At 59.6% G+C, this 16,467-nt stretch carries 16 protein-coding genes and 1 pseudogene; 9 read left to right on the top strand and 8 right to left on the bottom strand.

The features are described 5' to 3' along the window. Positions 1-138: 138 nt before the first annotated feature. Entirely contained in the window at positions 139-696 is a 558-nt protein-coding gene (locus ACP7A2_RS10820; RefSeq protein ID WP_426134187.1) for an NADPH-dependent FMN reductase, read from the bottom strand. A 228-nt stretch (positions 697-924) separates the two neighbouring features. Between ACP7A2_RS10820 and ACP7A2_RS10815 the strand changes: the two genes are divergently transcribed. Beyond that, positions 925-1,161: a hypothetical protein gene (locus ACP7A2_RS10815; protein WP_027606489.1), complete on the top strand. Its 237-nt coding sequence runs from the start codon at positions 925-927 to the stop codon at positions 1,159-1,161. A 60-nt stretch (positions 1,162-1,221) separates the two neighbouring features. Here ACP7A2_RS10815 and ACP7A2_RS10810 read toward each other — a convergent pair whose 3' ends face one another. Further along, positions 1,222-1,566: a hypothetical protein gene (locus ACP7A2_RS10810; RefSeq protein WP_426134186.1), complete on the bottom strand. Its 345-nt coding sequence runs from the start codon at positions 1,564-1,566 to the stop codon at positions 1,222-1,224. Positions 1,567-1,669: 103 nt separating this feature from the next. After that, positions 1,670-2,119 carry a type II secretion system major pseudopilin GspG gene (gspG, locus tag ACP7A2_RS10805; RefSeq protein WP_426134185.1) on the bottom strand — a complete coding sequence of 150 codons (450 nt, stop codon included), beginning with the start codon at positions 2,117-2,119 and terminating at the stop codon, positions 1,670-1,672. A 156-nt stretch (positions 2,120-2,275) separates the two neighbouring features. Between gspG and ACP7A2_RS10800 the strand changes: the two genes are divergently transcribed. Beyond that, the gene (locus ACP7A2_RS10800) at positions 2,276-3,169 is read left to right on the top strand and encodes a LysR substrate-binding domain-containing protein (protein WP_426134184.1); all 894 of its coding nucleotides are present in this window, start codon (positions 2,276-2,278) and stop codon (positions 3,167-3,169) included. Here the strand turns inward: ACP7A2_RS10800 and ACP7A2_RS10795 are convergent. The 5 genes and pseudogenes from ACP7A2_RS10795 to ACP7A2_RS10775 form a co-directional block, all read right to left on the bottom strand. Beyond that, positions 3,166-3,735, bottom strand: a complete 570-nt coding sequence (locus ACP7A2_RS10795) for a GNAT family N-acetyltransferase (RefSeq protein ID WP_348061833.1) — start codon at positions 3,733-3,735, stop codon at positions 3,166-3,168. The genes ACP7A2_RS10800 and ACP7A2_RS10795 overlap by 4 nt on opposite strands. A gap of 20 nt (positions 3,736-3,755) precedes the next feature. After that, positions 3,756-4,262, bottom strand: a pseudogene (locus ACP7A2_RS10790) (hypothetical protein); the annotation flags it as partial. Between the two features lie 116 nt (positions 4,263-4,378). Beyond that, positions 4,379-5,119, bottom strand: coding sequence for a DNA polymerase III subunit epsilon (gene dnaQ / locus ACP7A2_RS10785; RefSeq protein WP_426134191.1), 741 nt, complete (start codon positions 5,117-5,119; stop codon positions 4,379-4,381). A gap of 72 nt (positions 5,120-5,191) precedes the next feature. Then, entirely contained in the window at positions 5,192-5,644 is a 453-nt protein-coding gene (rnhA, locus tag ACP7A2_RS10780) for a ribonuclease HI (RefSeq protein ID WP_016972779.1), read from the bottom strand. Positions 5,645-5,727: 83 nt separating this feature from the next. Then, the gene (locus ACP7A2_RS10775; protein WP_348061826.1) at positions 5,728-6,486 is read right to left on the bottom strand and encodes a class I SAM-dependent methyltransferase; all 759 of its coding nucleotides are present in this window, start codon (positions 6,484-6,486) and stop codon (positions 5,728-5,730) included. Positions 6,487-6,551: 65 nt separating this feature from the next. On the opposite strand from ACP7A2_RS10775, the gene gloB reads away from it, so the two are divergent. From gloB to ACP7A2_RS10740, 7 genes are all read left to right on the top strand, one after another. Then, on the top strand, positions 6,552-7,319 hold the full coding sequence (gloB, locus tag ACP7A2_RS10770; RefSeq protein WP_426134183.1) for a hydroxyacylglutathione hydrolase: 768 nt from the start codon (positions 6,552-6,554) through the stop codon (positions 7,317-7,319). Between the two features lie 98 nt (positions 7,320-7,417). Then, a complete protein-coding gene (locus ACP7A2_RS10765) occupies positions 7,418-8,824 on the top strand; it encodes a transglycosylase SLT domain-containing protein (RefSeq protein WP_426134182.1) in 1,407 nt (468 codons plus the stop codon). 240 nt (positions 8,825-9,064) lie between these two features. Beyond that, complete coding sequence (locus ACP7A2_RS10760; RefSeq protein WP_426134181.1) at positions 9,065-10,894, top strand: extracellular solute-binding protein; 1,830 nt, start codon at positions 9,065-9,067, stop codon at positions 10,892-10,894. Then, on the top strand, positions 10,891-12,735 hold the full coding sequence (locus tag ACP7A2_RS10755) for an extracellular solute-binding protein (protein WP_426134180.1): 1,845 nt from the start codon (positions 10,891-10,893) through the stop codon (positions 12,733-12,735). Before ACP7A2_RS10760 ends, ACP7A2_RS10755 begins: the two co-directional genes overlap by 4 nt. After that, positions 12,736-13,809: a microcin C ABC transporter permease YejB gene (locus ACP7A2_RS10750; protein WP_426134179.1), complete on the top strand. Its 1,074-nt coding sequence runs from the start codon at positions 12,736-12,738 to the stop codon at positions 13,807-13,809. It abuts the gene before it with no gap. Position 13,810: 1 nt separating this feature from the next. Continuing rightward, entirely contained in the window at positions 13,811-14,830 is a 1,020-nt protein-coding gene (locus ACP7A2_RS10745; RefSeq protein WP_426134178.1) for an ABC transporter permease, read from the top strand. A 1-nt stretch (position 14,831) separates the two neighbouring features. Further along, entirely contained in the window at positions 14,832-16,436 is a 1,605-nt protein-coding gene (locus ACP7A2_RS10740) for an ABC transporter ATP-binding protein (RefSeq protein ID WP_426134177.1), read from the top strand. Positions 16,437-16,467: the final 31 nt, after the last annotated feature.

The raw sequence follows: 16,467 nt of genomic DNA, 5'->3' as shown, positions 1-16,467 counted from the left end.
GTGCCGAGTGGTGGGGCGGAGCGTTTTTGGTTACTTTTTGCGCTCTTCAAAAAGTGACCCGCTGTAAGAGCGGAACCATAAGCGGCCATCACCCAAATAACGGATATGCCCCCAACTAACCACCACCGCCGCCGCCCATCAGCCGCTTAGTTTCTCGACCCACTTCCCATAAGCATCAATAAACCCCTGCAAAAACGGCTTGGTCTTCTCGGACACCTTACCCGCCTCGTCAAACACGCTACCCGCCCCACCCAGATAGGCTTCCGGCTGTTGCATGCAAGGCACATCAAGAAACACCAAAGACTGACGCAAATGATGGTTCGCGCCGAACCCACCAATGGCACCCGGCGACACACTGATGATCGCCCCCGGCTTGCCACTCCAGGCGCTTTGCCCGTAGGGACGGGACCCCACGTCAATGGCGTTCTTCAACGCAGCCGGCACGGAGCGGTTGTATTCCGGGGTCACAAACAACACCGCGTCGGATGAGCTCACGTGTTGACGGAAAGTACTGTAGGCTTCCGGAGGCGCACCCTGATCGATGTCCTCGTTGTAGAGCGGCAAATCGCCGATTTCCACAATGTTCAACGTGAGGTTGGCAGGGGCCAGTTCGGCCAAGGCCAGGGCGACCTTGCGGTTGATCGACTCTTTTCTCAAACTGCCCACCAGGACGGCAATCGTGTAGACCTTGCTCATTGAGGTTTTCCCGACGTCTGACTAAAGGAGCCTGTAGTTATAGAGTCTTAAAGGCGTGTTCACCAGCTGGTTTTGCAGATCCCAAGGTGGCTTTTCACGCAGCGGTTCGCACAGCAAGCGTCTGAATGCTTCAACAAATAGTATTTTTTTTCCATAGGTAAACTACCCCGCTCGATCACGGTCTACAAATCCGTAAATCGAGTGTTTATCTCCAGAGGTTCTAAACAGATGGCTGCAGTACTTGTCGGACAGTTCCATGCCAGAGACGCGGAAGGACGCGTGTATTCGGTGCATGAGTTCCAGGAATCCAACCCCGCGCAGGGCGACCTAGCTGGCTCGGCGCCTACCACTACCTACAAGCTGGCCATTGGCGACCGTGTAGAAAAATTGGAAGGTGATGAGTTCAAACTGATTCAGTCGGGCACGATCATTGTGCGCGAATCGCAAACGACCCTCGCGTCATAAGATCCCGCCTTATCTACCAGCTCAGTCTCTGCCATTGACGGCGCCGACTGGGCCGGGCGATCAAGGTTTGCGGATCTCGGTAACTTCAGCACCCGTTTCGCCATCCAGTTGCTTGAGCGTCACCACCAGACGCCCCTTCTCGCCCTCGACGTCATACATCGAACGCTTATAGCCCGGCGTGCCGCCCCCTGGATAAGCCACCACCTGGCGCACCAGCGTAATAGCCAACACCGCCCCCACCTGCTCAGCGACCTGTTCCTCAGAACGGATAAACGCCTCAAGCGCAAGGTTTTCAGGGGAGTGTTCGTCGCTGTTACTGAAGAGATAAGCAGCCGCACACCCAACAGTCACCATGACCATAAGTTGCTTGGCCGTTACCCCGAAGAAGTTCGAGGGTAGAGGCATGTGAGACCAGACCTGTTTTTGTTGTAATTGCCGGGTAAACGGCTTGGGTCGTTGATGATCAGAGCAGCCATTTTAATCAGGTCGATGGGTAATGCCAGAGCTATCAGTGGTCGCCGTAGGTAATATCCTTGTTGACCCCTACGCCGCCCAGCGTGCGGTCTTTGCCGAACGAAAACAGATCAAACGGTGTTTGCGACTGGCTGGGTGGATAGTGATATTGATAGGCAACGCCCCACGGGTCGGTCAGCAACTCGTCTTTGGCATAGGGCCCCTTCCACCGGGTTTCGCCTTCCGGTTTCGCGGTCAACGCATCGAGACCTTCGTCATCCCTGGGGTAACGGCCGGTGTCTTGATGGAAGTGTTCGACGGCCTCACCCAGCTCGGCGACCTGGCGCTTGGCTGTGGCAATTTCCGCCAGCGTCACATCGCCAAACAAGCGCGGCCCAATGGCCAATGCCAATAAACCGATGATGACCAACGCCACCAGTACGGCCCATCGCGTAAAACCGCGCTGGGCATGCAAGCTGTCACTGAGTGCAATGTTGCCGGACATGGTAAGGCCCCCTCTGAGTGTGTCGGTGATACACGCTTTGTATGACTCGCGTGTTGCAACAGCGAACAGGCTTAACGGTAGACGCCTCGTGCACGGGCCCGCGCTGTTTTTTGCGCAACCATTGAATCCCCGTCGCACGCCCCCTAGACTCCGGCCATGCGTTTACGTCATATCGAAGTGATTCAGGCCATTTTGCAGACCGGACACCAGGGCTTGGCCGCCGAATGGTTGCAACTCTCCGTGGGCGATGTGGACGCCGCGCTCAAGGAAGCCGAGCAGCAATTGGGCTTTATGCTATTTGCCAGTGTGCGCGGGCGTTTGCAAGCGACGCGCGAAACCCTAGAGCTGCAGGCTGAAATTGCCCATGTGTATGAAGCACTGGAGCCGGTCCAGCGCCTGGCCAGCCGGCTTAAACATCATCACGCACCAACCCTGCGCGCGCTGTGCACGCCGCCGCTGGCCAACCAATTGCTGCCGCACAGTATCGCGGTGCTGCGCCGACGCTTTCAGGATACGCCGTGTAACCTCTCGAGCCAGCCGACTCGGGAGATCGTCCGGAGTTTGCTGCTGCACGAAGCCGATGTGGGCCTGAGCCTGCATGATCCGGAACACCCGCAAATCCAGAGCATCGTACTTGCCCAGGGCAAGCTGCAACTGCTCGCGCCCCATGGCTGGCTCAAACCCAAGCAGAAGTACATCGCGCTTCAAGACCTGGCCGGGCAGTCGATGATCGGCCTCGAAGGCCAGGACCCGCTGAGCCGTCTGCTCGACGCCAAGCTGCAAGCCCTGCGCCCGTTGCCAGTGGTGCAAACCCGGGTGCAGACCTACCAGATGATGCGCAGCATGGTCGAAGCCGGCGAAGGCCTGGCGATTGTCGACCCGTTCACCGCCTCTGGTGCGCGGGAAGCCGGGCTGGATGCATGCCCGCTGTCGCCGCCGATACCGGTCAACCTGTATGCGTTGACCCTCAAGGAGAGCGTGACCACTCCCGCGCTGAATGCGCTGCTGGAGATAGTCACGCAGAAAGCTGAAAGCCTGTTGGCGGGTTAGGCCTGTTCGACTTCGGTCTTGAACAAGCGGTACCAGAAAATCGCAACTTCACGTGTTTGCGGGTCAATCCCGCGATAACGCAGCTGGTCAATCCCGCCCATCACATACCCGCAGCGCTCATACAGGCGGCAGGCGCCGAGGTTGTTGTTTTGGGTTTCGAGCATCATGCCCGGCAGGTTTTTCTTGCGACTCCAGAACTGCGCCACGTCCAGTAGCGACTTGGCAACCCCATGACGCCGCGCAGGCAAGGCCACCGCCAATTCATCGACGTGGGCAAACCCGTTCCAATTGGTGCTTACAACAATGTGCCCTACCGGCTGATCGTCGAGGAAGGCCATGAAGATCGCACTGTCTGGCGCATCGCGGAAACTCGCGAACTCTTCCGGGTCGATGCCATAACATTTGCGGTACGGCACGATACGCTCCACCGCCCACTGATCGACACGCTTGCCCATCTCTGGCACGCCATAGGCACTGACCTCAAAACTGAAGTCATTGCCCCACACGTAGGCATCAAAGCCTTCGTCGGCCACCCTCACACTGAGCCCCGGATACTTCGGGTTCATCACAGCTTGCATAAACATCCTTAGCCCTTGATGCAATCGACGGTGTAACAACGACCATTGCCGTCATCTTCGTATTGCAACCCATGAACATCAGCAACAAAACCGGGAAAACTGCTATCGAACGTCCGGGCAGAGGCCAGGTAATCGATGATCGACCGCGTCGACTCGGTAAAGCGCTCGCCCGGCATAATCAACGGAATGCCCGGCGGATACGGCACCAGCATCACGACTGCGATACGCTTGAGGTGTTTGGCCGTGGCATTGCTGCGGTAGCAACTGTGCAATTGATCGCACAGGTCGCGCAAGCCCAAACCTTGATAACGCACCGGAGACTGGGTAAATACCGAAGACAAGCAAACGGAGGGTGGCTGCCAGATAGAGAACCACCACTCATCCAGGGCGATGTGCTGACGCAGGTTGGCCAGGGCGCGGCGAAAACTCAGGGCTTCGTCGAACATCTCCTGCAACAGCGAGCGTCCGGCCGTGCCTTCCATCATGGCCGAAGCCACGTCGAGTGAGGCGATGATCAATTGTGGGAGCTGGCGTGCCTGCGATAGCGGTGTACCAGCCACCTATAAACCAACTGACCTACCGCTATCGCAGGCAAGCCAGCTCCCACATTTTTCAACCCAATCAAGTTGGATCAATGCTGGGTCAATGTGGACCACAACGCCGGCGCACCCGCCGACTTGGCAATCGCTTCCAGCCGCGCCGCATGCTCAGCCAAATCCTGCTCGCTGGCACGGATGATAGTGCTGGGTTTACGGTCTGCCGGCAGTCGGCGGATTTCCGAAGCGCGGTTGCCCGAGCCTTCAGCCGAACCGCTGCCATCGGAGGCGTTACCGGCCAGGGACAGGCTGGTTTGCCCGCCGGTCATGGTCAGGTAAACGTCGGCCAGAATCTCGGAGTCGAGCAACGCGCCGTGGAGTTCGCGGCCGGAGTTGTCGACGCCATAGCGTTTGCACAAGGCATCCAGGCTGTTGCGCTGGCCCGGGTGACGTTCACGGGCCATCATCAAGGTGTCGAGAATCGAACAGTGCTGGGAAATATTCGCACGGTCCATCTGCCCCATCAGGGCAAACTCGTTATTGATGAAACCGACGTCGAACGCCGCGTTATGGATGATCAACTGAGCGCCTTTGATGAACTCAAAGAATTCATCGGCGACTTCGGCAAAGCGCGGCTTGCCCTTGAGGAACTCGTCGGTGATGCCGTGGACGCCGATCGCGCCCTCGTCACTGTCGCGATCCGGTTGCAGGTAGACGTGAAAGTGGCGCCCGGTAAGGCGACGACCCATCAGTTCGACACAGCCGATTTCAATGATCCGGTGGCCGTCGGTCACCGGCATGCCGGTGGTTTCGGTATCGAGTACAACAGATCGGATGGCCATCAGGGTTCAGCTCTCAACGGTGTGGTGTGCAGTGTGGTGTGAATCAAAGGGCGCGATGTTACCACGTCAGCTTTGCTTGTAGCCCCGCACGTCGTCCACGCCCCGGTTGGCGAGCTGGTCGGCGCGTTCGTTGCCAGGGTGGCCAATGTGCCCGCGCACCCATTTCCAGGTGATGTTGTGGCGGTTGCATTGCTCATCGAGCAACTGCCAGAGGTCGGCGTTTTTGACCGGTTCTTTCGCAGCGGTTTTCCAGCCGCGCTTTTTCCAGTTGACCATCCACTCGTTGATGCCCTTCATCACGTATTGCGAGTCAGTCACCAGCAGTACGTCACAGCGGCGCTTGAGTTCTTCCAGGCCGCGAATCGCGCCCATCAGCTCCATGCGGTTGTTGGTGGTGTTGGGTTCGCCGCCCCACAGCTCCTTCTCCACACCCTTGCACACCAGCAACGCGCCCCAGCCGCCGGGGCCCGGGTTGCCCTTGCAGGCGCCATCGGTGAACAGTTCTACGGTATCGGTCATCGGTTGCATCCATCAATACGGGTTGCCGGTAATCGACCGACAGAATCCCGAGGCCGAAAACTCGGCCTGAACTCAAAAAGGGGTTACGGTTCGCTTTGCTTGCGGTTGACCTTGGCCATCGGCATCGGTATCAGTTTGCCTATGGGTTGGCGTTGTACCTGACGCACTGGCCGCAGCCCGACCACGATTTTGCGCGCGACCAACAAATAAAAGCCGCCACCCGACAATTGCCAGGCACCTGCACGGCGTTCCCAGCCGGCCAGACGGCCTTGCCACTTGGCCGAGGCAAGCGGCGGACGATAGCACCCGAAGCGGCGTTTCTCCAGCGCGAAGCCCAGCAGGTTGAGCCAGTCGCCCACCCGTGAAGGCGAGATGCAGCGCGCCTGGCGCAGCCCGTCATGGGCGAACACATGGCGCAACCCCCAACTGCTCCAGGGGTTGATGCCGATGATCAGCAAATGCCCACCGGGGCGCACACTGCTCGCCGCTTCGCGCAGCAAACCGTGGGGCGACAGGCAGAAATCCAGGCCATGTTGCAGCACCACCACATCGGCGGCGTGCTCGCTGAGGGGCCAGGCTTGTTCTTCACACACAATTTCCACACCCGGCAACGGCGCACCCAGGCGCACATTGCGTTGCACCTGCGGCGCAGGCGGCGGAGTCTGGGCCGACGGCCCGTAATGCACCAGGTAGCCACCAAAGAACCGGCCCAGCTCGTCTTCGAGCATGCGCCGCTCTTCATCCAGCAGAAATTGCCCGATCGGCCCGGACAGCCATTCGCGGGCCGCGCTGATCAACGCCAGCCACTCAGGATCGGCCCTGGCGAACGCTTTATCAGTCATTGCATTCTCCAACTCGCCTAGACGTTCTAAGATGCACCAATGTGTTCAGCTTGGCGAATCGAAGAATGATACAGATCAGTGCACTGCCTGCCTTCACCGACAACTACATCTGGTTGTTACAAGACCCTCAAGCCCGGCGCTGCGCCGTGGTCGACCCCGGTGACGCCGCCCCCGTGCTGGCGTGGCTGGAGCAGAACCCTGACTGGGCCTTGAGCGATATCCTGATCACCCACCATCACCATGATCATGTCGGCGGAGTGGAGCAACTCAAAAATGTAACCGGCGCCAGGGTCTACGGCCCGGCAAACGAGAAAATCCCGGCGCGGGACGTTGCATTACAGGATAACGACCGCGTCACCGCGCTGGGCTGGGACTTCGAGGTTTATAGCGTGCCCGGCCACACCTTGGGCCACATCGCTTATTACCACGCAGGCGTGCTGTTCTGTGGCGACACCCTGTTTGCCGCCGGCTGCGGCCGCCTGTTCGAAGGCACGCCGGAGCAAATGCACGCCTCGCTGACGCGCCTGGCCGCCCTGCCCGCAGATACGCTGGTGTACTGCACCCACGAGTACACACAAAGCAACCTCAAGTTTGCGCAGGCGGTGGAACCGCACAACGCCGATATCGCCGAACGGGTGGAGCACGTCCGCCAATTGCGCGCTCGGGGCGAGATGACGCTGCCGTCCAACCTGGCGCTGGAAAAACGCACCAACCCCTTTTTGCGTACTGCTGAAACATCCGTTAAACAAAAAGCGGACGAACGGAATGGCCGTGATAACCGCTCTGGGACCGAGGTGTTTGCTAGCTTGAGGGCTTGGAAAGATAAGTTCTAAGCGGATGCAATCTGATACGGAATTTCTGAACGGTTGACCGGAACCAAAGCGCTTTCTAGAATCGCCCGACATTTTTGCCCGGAACTTACTTCCAGCCAATGTCGTCATCTATTCGTAAATCCATCTCTTCAGACGCATTGACCCGCCTGGCTCAAGCTGTGGCGGTGGCTGTTTCCGCAACTCTGGCGGGCTGCCAATCGACAAATTTCGCTGCACAAACCACCGTGCAACCCAAACCGAATCTTGCTGCCAAGATCAAGCAAAAACCTATTTGGCTCTCAGAGAAGCCTAGCCCCGAAGTACCCCAGGACGTCTGGGAACGCATGCGACGGGGCTTTCAATTGCAGGACGGGCTGGGCGTAAACCCGCGCATCGAGCAACAGCGCTTGTGGTTCGCCAGTAACCCTTCTTTCTTGGAGAACGCCAGTGAACGCGGCAGTCTCTACATTCACTACATCGTCGAACGCCTTGAAGAACGCAACATGCCCCTGGAGCTGGCGCTGCTGCCAGTGATTGAAAGTGCCTACAACCCAATGGCCTATTCGCGCAGCGATGCGGTCGGTTTGTGGCAATTCATTCCCTCCACCGGGCGCTACTTCAACCTGCGCCAAACCCGCGCCTACGACGGCCGCCGCGACATCACCGCCTCCACCACTGCCGCCCTGGACTATCTGACACGTCTGCATGATATGTTCAACGGCGACTGGCTGCTGGCCCTGGCGGCCTATAACGCTGGCGAAGGCACGGTAAGCCGGGCCATCGAGCGCAACGAAAAGCTCGGCCTGCCCACCGACTACTGGAACCTGCCCCTGCCCCAGGAAACCAAGGACTACGTGCCCAAATTCCTGGCGCTGTCCCAAGTGGTGCTGGCTCCCGAGGCTTATGGCGTCAACCTGAGCCCGATTGCCAACACGCCGTATTTCGAAGTGGTTGAAGTCAAGCAAAGCATGGACCTGTCACGGGTGGCTGCGCTGGCGGAAATCGACGAAGACGAACTGTTTCAGCTCAACCCGGCGCTGAAACAACGCACGACCCTCGACGGCCCTCAGCATTTGCTGGTGCCGAGCTCCAAGGCGCAATTGCTCACCAGCACCCTTTCGATGATGAAGCCTGAAGAATTCCTGGCGATGCGTCCGAAAAAGCAGGTGTTCGACGAAGTTGAGACCGCGCGAGTGGCTGGGCGTACTCGCAGTTACAAGGTCAAGACTGGCGATAACCTGACGGTGATCGCCAAGGCGAACAAGGTCGATGTGCATGACCTGCAGCGCTGGAACAAGCTCAACGGTCAGGCACTCAAGGTCGGTCAAAGCCTGGTGATGCAGGACACGCGCAAAATCGTGGCCAGCAGCAAGAAGCCGGTGCAGTACAAGGTCAAGAAAGGTGATTCGCTGTACATCGTTGCCAAGCGCTTCAACGTTGAGATGCAACATCTCAAGCGCTGGAACCCGCGTACTGGCCAGGCATTGAAGCCGGGGCAGATGCTGGTGGTTTCCGGACCGCGCTGATCAAACCACCCGTGTGAGCGGGCTTCTGTGGGAGCTGGCTTGCCTGCGATGGCATCACTTCGGTGTTTCTGATGAACCGTGGTTTGGCCATCGCAGGCAAGCCAGCTCCCACAGTTGATCGCCACATGGCGTAACACCACGCCAGCCGCTGGCCCGCTCTCCCAACAGCCTTTTTCCAACCGGAACAAGCTGTTACTGTACCGATCATAAAGCCCAAGCCGCCTGGATCGGATCTCTGACTTGAAGCGTCCCCTCCTTCTACTAATAAGTCTGGCCTTGAGCTTTGCTGCGAACGCGACGATTACCGAGAGCCACGGTTATACGCAGTTCGGCAGACTCAAGTACCCGGCCAAATTCACCCACTTCGATTGGGTAAACCCTGCGGCGCCGAAAGGCGGGACGTTGCGGGTCATGGCATTTGGCACGTTCGACACCCTTAACCCCTACACTTTCAAAGGCTCGAGCCCGGTTTCCACGCCGAATTTCCTGCAATACGGCGTCAACGAGCTGAACGAGCCCTTGATGGTCGGCACCGGCCAGTATGCTCCGTCCGGTGATGAACCCGCGTCCAGCTACGGGCTGATCGCCCAATCAGTGGAATACAGTGAGGACCGCAGCTGGGTGGTGTTCAACCTGCGCCCGCAAGCACGCTTCCATGACGGCAAGCCCATCACCGCCTATGACGTCGCGTTTTCCTACCGCACCCTGCTGACCGAAGGCCACCCGCAGTACCGCACCCATCTGCAGGAAGTGGCGCGGGTCGATATCCTCAACCGTCACCGTATTCGCTTCGTGTTCAAACGCGCCGGCAACCCCTTGCTGATCCTGCGCCTGGGCGAGTTACCCGTGTTGCCCCAGCACTACTGGAAAAACCGCGACTTCAAAGCCACCACCTTCGAGCCGCCGCTGGGCAGCGGGCCTTACCGCATCACCAAAGTCAGCCCCGGCCGGCAATTAGTGTTTGAGCGGGTCAAGGATTACTGGGGCAAAGACCTGCCGGTCAATCAGGGCTTGTACAACTACGACAAGGTCGACGTCGAGTTCTACCGCGACAGCGACGTGGCCTTCGAAGCGTTCAAGGCCGGCGAATTCGATATCTACATCGAGCACCAGGCGAAAAACTGGGCCACCGGTTACAACTTCCCGGCGGTCAACCGTGGCGACGTAATCAAGGCGCAGATCGCGCACCAGATCCCGACCCAAAGCCAGGGTTTGTTCATGAACACGCGGCGGCCCACTTTCAGCCAGACCAACGTGCGCGAGGCGCTGGGGTTGATGTTCGACTTCGAGTGGACCAACCGCACCCTGTTCAGCGGCGCCTATAAACGCACCTTGAGTTACTACCCCAACAGCGAATTCTCGGCGACTGGCGTGCCGGTGGGCCGCGAGTGGCTGATGCTCTCGCCGTACCGCGATCAACTGCCGGCCGAACTGTTTACCCAGCCCTTCAGCCTGCCGCAGACCGACGGCCGCGGCATCCCGCGCGACACCATGCGCCGCGCCCTGGCCCTGCTCGGCGACGCCGGCTGGAAGCTGTCGGGTCAACGCCTGGTCAACAAGGACGGCCAGCCCCTGCGCTTCGAGATATTACTGGTCAACCCGAACCTTGAGCGCATCCTGCAGCCCTATATCGAGAACCTGATCAGCATCGGCATCGACGCGCGCTTGCGTACCGTTGACCGCGCGCAATACAAGCAGCGCCTGGATCAGTTCGACTACGACATGATCCTGATCACCCTCAATCAAACCCTCAGCCCCGGCCTTGAACAGTGGCAGTACTTCCACTCAAGCCAGGCCGCGATCAAGGGCAGCAAAAACTACGCAGGCATCGCCAACCCGGTGGTCGATCACCTGCTGGAACAGCTACTCGCCGCGCAGACCCGCGAAGAACAACTGGCCGCCGGCCGTGCGCTGGACCGCGTGCTGCTGTGGCAGCACTACAGCATTCCCAACTGGTACCTCAACTATCATCGCTTGGCGTACCGCAACCGGTTCGCCTTTGTCACCACGCCGCCCTACAGCCTGGGCCTGAGCGCATGGTGGCTGAAAGCTTCGGAGAAAGCCCAATGATGTCTTTGCGCACTGCCTTGTTGAGCAGCCTGTTGCTGTGCACGGCGGCGAATGCCGCGCCGCAACATGCGCTGACGCTCTATAACGAGCCCCCCAAGTACCCCGCCGACTTCAAGCACTTCGACTACGTGAACCCCGAAGCGCCCAAGGGCGGCACTTTTCGTGAGTCGAGCATGGGCGGTTTTGACAGCCTCAACCCCTACATCGCCAAGGGCGTGCCGGCGGACAATCTCCCGCTGATCTACGACACTCTGGCCATGCAGAGCCTTGACGAGCCCGTTACCGAATACGGCCTGGTCGCCGGCAAGATCGAAAAGGCCCCGGACAACAGCTGGGTGCGTTTCTACCTGCGCCCCGAAGCACACTTTCACGACGGCCATCCGATCCGCGCCGAAGACGTGGTGTTCACCTTCAACACCCTGATGAAAGACGGCTCGCCGATCTACCGCACCTACTACGCCGATGTCGACGAGGTGGTCGCCGAAGACCCGTTGCGCGTGCTGTTCAAATTCAAGCGCACCAACAATCGCGAACTGCCGTTGATCCTCGGCCAATTGCCGGTATTGCCCAAGCATTGGTGGGCGAACCGCGACTTTTCCAAGGGCAACCTGGAGATTCCCTTGGGCAGCGGCCCGTACAAGGTCGCCGAGGTCAAGGCCGGGCGCATGGTGCGCTATGAGCGGGTCAAGGATTACTGGGCCAAGGACCTGCCCGTCAACAAGGGTTTCTACAACTTCGACAACCGCGTCACCGACTATTACCGCGACAACACGGTGGCCCTGGAAGCCTTGAAAGCCGGGCAATTCGACTATTGGCTGGAGTTCAGCGCCAAGAATTGGGCCAATGCCTACAACATTCCGGCGGTGACCGAGGGCCGGTTGATCAAGGAAGAAATCCCCAACGGCAACCCCACGGGGATGCAGGGTTTCGTGTTCAACATGCGCAAGCCGATGTTCCAGGATGTGCGCGTGCGCAAGGCCATCAGCCTGTTGCTGGATTTCGAATGGAGCAACAAGCAACTGTTCAACGGCGCCTACACGCGTACCCGCAGTTATTTTGAAAACTCGGAAATGGCCGCCACCGGCCTGCCCGGCCCGGATGAGTTGGCGATCCTTGAACCGTTGCGCGACAAGATCCCGGCCGAGGTTTTCACCCAGTCCTTTGAGCCTTCCAAAACCGACGGCAGCGGCATGATCCGCGCCCAGCAGCGTGAAGCCTACCAACTGTTGCAGGAAGCCGGCTGGCGGATTGTCGACGACAAGATGGTCGACACTACCGGCAAACCGGTGACCATCGAGTTCCTGCTGGCCCAGACCGAGTTCGAACGCGTTTTGCTGCCGTTCAAGCGCAACCTGGCCGATCTGGGCATCGACCTGGTGATCCGCCGCGTTGACGTCTCGCAGTTCATCAACCGCATTCGCTCGCGGGATTTCGACATGCTGGTGGGCAGCTTCCCGCAATCCACCTCACCGGGTAACGAACAACGCGAATTCTGGAAATCCTCCAGCGCTGACAAGCCCGGCAGCCGCAATTACATGGGCCTCAAGGATCCGGCCATCGACCAACTGGTGGAAGAACTCATCGACGCCAATTCGCGCAAAAGCCTGGTGGCCCACGCCAAGGCCCTGGACCGCGTGCTGCAGTTCGGCTATTACGTGATCCCTAACTGGCACATCAAGACCTACCGCGTGGCGTACTGGGACCACTTGGGCCACCCCAAAGTCGCGCCGCGTTACGACGTCGGCACCGCCACCTGGTGGAACAAACCCGACGCCAAACCTGCCGTTACCTTAGACACGGGCACAGACACCAGCGCCAACGCGGCGAGCGGAGACAAGTAAATGCTGGCTTATATCTTTCGCCGCCTGTTGCTGATAATCCCCACGCTGTTCGGGATTTTGCTGATCAACTTCATCATCATCCAGGCAGCCCCCGGCGGCCCGGTGGAACAGATGATCGCCAAGCTTGAAGGCTTTGAAGGCGCCACCAGCCGCATCGCCGGTGGCGGTGCCGAAGTCTCGGTGGCCGGTTCCAGCTACCGCGGCGCCCAGGGCCTGGACCCGGCGCTGGTCAAGGAAATCGAGAAGATGTACGGCTTCGACAAGTCGGCGCCGGAACGCCTGTGGATCATGATCAAAAACTACGCCACGCTGGATTTTGGCGACAGCTTCTTCCGTGACGCCAAGGTCATCGACCTGATCAAGGAAAAGATGCCGGTGTCCATCTCCCTCGGGTTATGGAGCACGCTGATCATGTACCTGGTGTCGATCCCCCTGGGCATCGCCAAAGCCACGCGACATGGCAGCCACTTCGACGTGTGGACCAGTTCGGCAATCATCGTCGGCTATGCGATCCCGGCGTTCCTGTTTGCGATCCTGTTGATCGTGGTGTTTGCCGGCGGCAGTTATTTCGACTGGTTTCCCTTACGCGGGCTGACCTCCAACAATTTTGAAACGCTGAGCTGGGGCGGCAAGATCCTCGACTACTTCTGGCACCTGGCATTGCCCGTGACCGCGCTGGTGATCGGCAACTTCGCGACCATGACCCTGCTGACCAAAAACAGCTTTCTCGACGAGATCAACAAACAATACGTGGTCACCGCCAAGGCCAAGGGCCTGACCAACCACCGCGTGCTCTACGGTCATGTGTTCCGTAACGCGATGCTGCTGGTGATCGCCGGTTTCCCATCGGCCTTCATCGGCATCTTCTTCACCGGTTCCTTGCTGGTGGAAGTGATCTTCTCCCTCGACGGCCTGGGCCTGATGAGCTTTGAAGCGGCAATCAACCGCGACTACCCGGTGGTGTTCGGCACGCTGTTTATCTTCACCTTGCTGGGCCTGATCGTGAAACTGATCGGCGACCTCACCTACACCCTGGTCGATCCGCGTATCGACTTCGCCAGCCGGGAGCATTGAGATGAATTTGTCCCCCCTCAATCGCCGCCGGTTCGAGCGGTTCAAAGCCAACAAGCGCGGCTGGTGGTCGCTGTGGCTGTTCCTGATTCTGTTCGTGCTGAGCCTGGGCGCCGAGCTGATCGCCAACGACAAACCGCTGGCCGTGCACTTCGACGGCGGCTGGTACTTCCCGGCCCTCAAGCGCTACCCGGAGACCACCTTCGGCGGCGAATTCCCGCTGGAAGCCAACTACAAGAGCCCCTACATCCGGGAACTGCTCAAGGCCAAGGACGCCTGGACGTTGTGGGCGCCGATCCCGTTCAGCTACCAGAGCATTAACTACGACCTGAAAGTGCCGGCGCCCGCGCCGCCCTCAAGCGTCAACCTGCTGGGCACCGACGACCAGGGCCGCGACGTGCTCGCGCGGGTGATCTACGGCTTTCGCGTGTCGGTACTGTTTGCCCTGACGCTCACCGTGCTCAGTTCAATTATTGGCGTAATCGCAGGGGCCTTGCAGGGGTTCTATGGCGGCTGGGTCGACTTGGCCGGGCAGCGCTTCCTGGAAATCTGGTCTGGCTTGCCCGTGCTGTACCTGTTGATCATCCTCGCCAGTTTTGTGCAGCCCAACTTCTGGTGGCTGCTGGGGATCATGCTGCTGTTTTCCTGGATGAGCCTGGTGGATGTGGTGCGCGCCGAGTTCCTGCGCGGGCGCAACCTCGAATACGTGCGCGCGGCCCGAGCCTTGGGCATGCAGAACGGCGCGATCATGTTCCGGCATATCCTGCCCAACGCCATGGTCTCGACCATGACCTTTATGCCATTCATTCTGACCGGCGCCATCGGCACCCTGACCGCCCTGGACTTCCTCGGCTTCGGCCTGCCCGCCGGTTCGCCGTCGCTGGGTGAACTGGTGGCCCAGGGCAAATCCAACCTGCAAGCGCCGTGGCTGGGCATGAGTGCCTTTGCCGTGCTGGCGATCATGTTGAGTTTGCTGGTGTTTATCGGCGAGTCCGCTCGCGATGCCTTCGACCCGAGGAAATGAGATGAATCAGGACAATCTGATCGAAGTCCGCGACCTCTCCGTCGAGTTCGTCACCGGCGAGAACCACCACCGCGTGGTGAACAACGTCAGCTTCGATATCAAGCGCGGCGAAACCCTGGCGCTGGTGGGCGAAAGTGGCTCGGGCAAATCGGTGACCGCCCACTCGATCCTGCGCCTGCTGCCCTACCCGTTGGCTCGCCATCCATCCGGCACCATCAACTATTCGGGCCACGACCTGCTGACCCTCAAAGAAAAAACCCTGCGGCATATTCGCGGCAACCGCATTGCGATGATTTTCCAGGAGCCAATGACCTCGCTGAACCCGCTGCATTCCATCGAGAAGCAGATCAACGAAGTGTTGGGCTTGCACAAAGGCCTCACCGGCAAAGTCGCCACCCGGCGCACGTTGGAGTTGCTCGAACTGGTGGGCATCCCCGAACCGCACAAGCGCCTCAAGGCCCTGCCCCATGAGCTGTCTGGCGGGCAGCGCCAACGGGTGATGATCGCCATGGCCCTGGCCAATGAGCCAGAGCTGTTGATCGCCGATGAGCCGACCACCGCCCTCGACGTGACCGTGCAGCTGAAGATCCTCGAATTGCTCAAGGAATTGCAGGCACGCCTGGGCATGGCGTTGCTGCTGATCAGCCATGACTTGAACCTGGTGCGGCGCATCGCCCACCGGGTGTGCGTGATGCAGCAGGGTCGCATCGTTGAGCAGGCAGATTGCGAGACGCTGTTCCAGTCGCCGCAGCATCCTTACACCCAGGAGTTGCTGGCCGCGGAACCCAGCGGTGGGCCAGCCACCAATGAAGTCGGGCCACCGTTGCTGGAGGTTGATGACCTCAAGGTCTGGTTCCCGATCAAGAAGGGCTTTTTGCGCACCACGGTCGATTACGTCAAGGCAGTGGACGGCATTAATTTCAGCCTGCCCCAAGGTCAAACCCTGGGTATTGTCGGCGAAAGTGGTTCGGGCAAATCGACCCTGGGCCTCGCGATTTTGCGCTTGATCGGCAGCAAGGGCGGCATCCGCTTCGAAGGCCAGCAACTGGACAAACTCACCCAGCAACAGGTGCGCCCGCTGCGCCGGGAGATGCAGGTGGTGTTCCAGGACCCGTTTGGCTCGTTGAGCCCGCGTATGTGCGTCAGTGAAATCGTCGGCGAAGGCTTGCGCATTCACAAGATGGGCACGCCTGCCGAGCAGGAAGCGGCGATTATTGCGGCGCTCAGGGAAGTCGGGCTGGACCCGGATTCACGGCATCGCTACCCCCACGAGTTTTCCGGCGGCCAGCGTCAGCGCATCGCCATCGCGCGCGCGCTGGTGCTCAAGCCACGCCTGATTCTGCTCGACGAACCGACCTCGGCGCTGGACCGCACAGTGCAGCGTCAAGTGGTGGAGTTACTGCGCGGGTTGCAGGCCAAGTACAACCTGACTTACCTGTTTATCAGCCATGATTTGGCGGTGGTGAAGGCGCTGAGTCACCAGCTGATGGTGGTGAAGCATGGGCAGGTGGTGGAACAAGGGGACGCGCCAGCGATCTTTGCTGATCCGCAGCATGCTTATACTCGGCAGCTGTTGGAGGCGGCGTTTTTGGTGCCCGCGGGGTAGGCGCTGCTGACCAGCTCCCACACGGGGCATG

The organism is Pseudomonas sp. PWP3-1b2 (genome assembly GCF_049896045.1).
GTDB classification, from domain to species: domain Bacteria; phylum Pseudomonadota; class Gammaproteobacteria; order Pseudomonadales; family Pseudomonadaceae; genus Aquipseudomonas; species Aquipseudomonas antarctica_B.
This window is presented reverse-complemented; position numbering and strand designations above follow the sequence as displayed.

Excerpts from the sequence above, each read along its gene's own strand:
- ACP7A2_RS10775 (WP_348061826.1), bottom strand. The coding sequence starts at position 6,486 with ATGACTGATAAAGCGTTCGCCAGGGCCGATCCTGAGTGGCTGGCGTTG.
- gspG (WP_426134185.1), bottom strand. The coding sequence starts at position 2,119 with ATGTCCGGCAACATTGCACTCAGTGACAGCTTGCATGCCCAGCGCGGT.
- ACP7A2_RS10795 (WP_348061833.1), bottom strand. The coding sequence starts at position 3,735 with ATGAACCCGAAGTATCCGGGGCTCAGTGTGAGGGTGGCCGACGAAGGC.
- ACP7A2_RS10740 (WP_426134177.1), top strand. The coding sequence starts at position 14,832 with ATGAATCAGGACAATCTGATCGAAGTCCGCGACCTCTCCGTCGAGTTC.
- ACP7A2_RS10820 (WP_426134187.1), bottom strand. The coding sequence starts at position 696 with ATGAGCAAGGTCTACACGATTGCCGTCCTGGTGGGCAGTTTGAGAAAA.
- ACP7A2_RS10745 (WP_426134178.1), top strand. The coding sequence starts at position 13,811 with ATGAATTTGTCCCCCCTCAATCGCCGCCGGTTCGAGCGGTTCAAAGCC.
- gloB (WP_426134183.1), top strand. The coding sequence starts at position 6,552 with ATGATACAGATCAGTGCACTGCCTGCCTTCACCGACAACTACATCTGG.
- ACP7A2_RS10750 (WP_426134179.1), top strand. The coding sequence starts at position 12,736 with ATGCTGGCTTATATCTTTCGCCGCCTGTTGCTGATAATCCCCACGCTG.
- rnhA (WP_016972779.1), bottom strand. The coding sequence starts at position 5,644 with ATGACCGATACCGTAGAACTGTTCACCGATGGCGCCTGCAAGGGCAAC.
- ACP7A2_RS10815 (WP_027606489.1), top strand. The coding sequence starts at position 925 with ATGGCTGCAGTACTTGTCGGACAGTTCCATGCCAGAGACGCGGAAGGA.
- ACP7A2_RS10800 (WP_426134184.1), top strand. The coding sequence starts at position 2,276 with ATGCGTTTACGTCATATCGAAGTGATTCAGGCCATTTTGCAGACCGGA.
- ACP7A2_RS10810 (WP_426134186.1), bottom strand. The coding sequence starts at position 1,566 with ATGCCTCTACCCTCGAACTTCTTCGGGGTAACGGCCAAGCAACTTATG.
- ACP7A2_RS10755 (WP_426134180.1), top strand. The coding sequence starts at position 10,891 with ATGATGTCTTTGCGCACTGCCTTGTTGAGCAGCCTGTTGCTGTGCACG.
- ACP7A2_RS10765 (WP_426134182.1), top strand. The coding sequence starts at position 7,418 with ATGTCGTCATCTATTCGTAAATCCATCTCTTCAGACGCATTGACCCGC.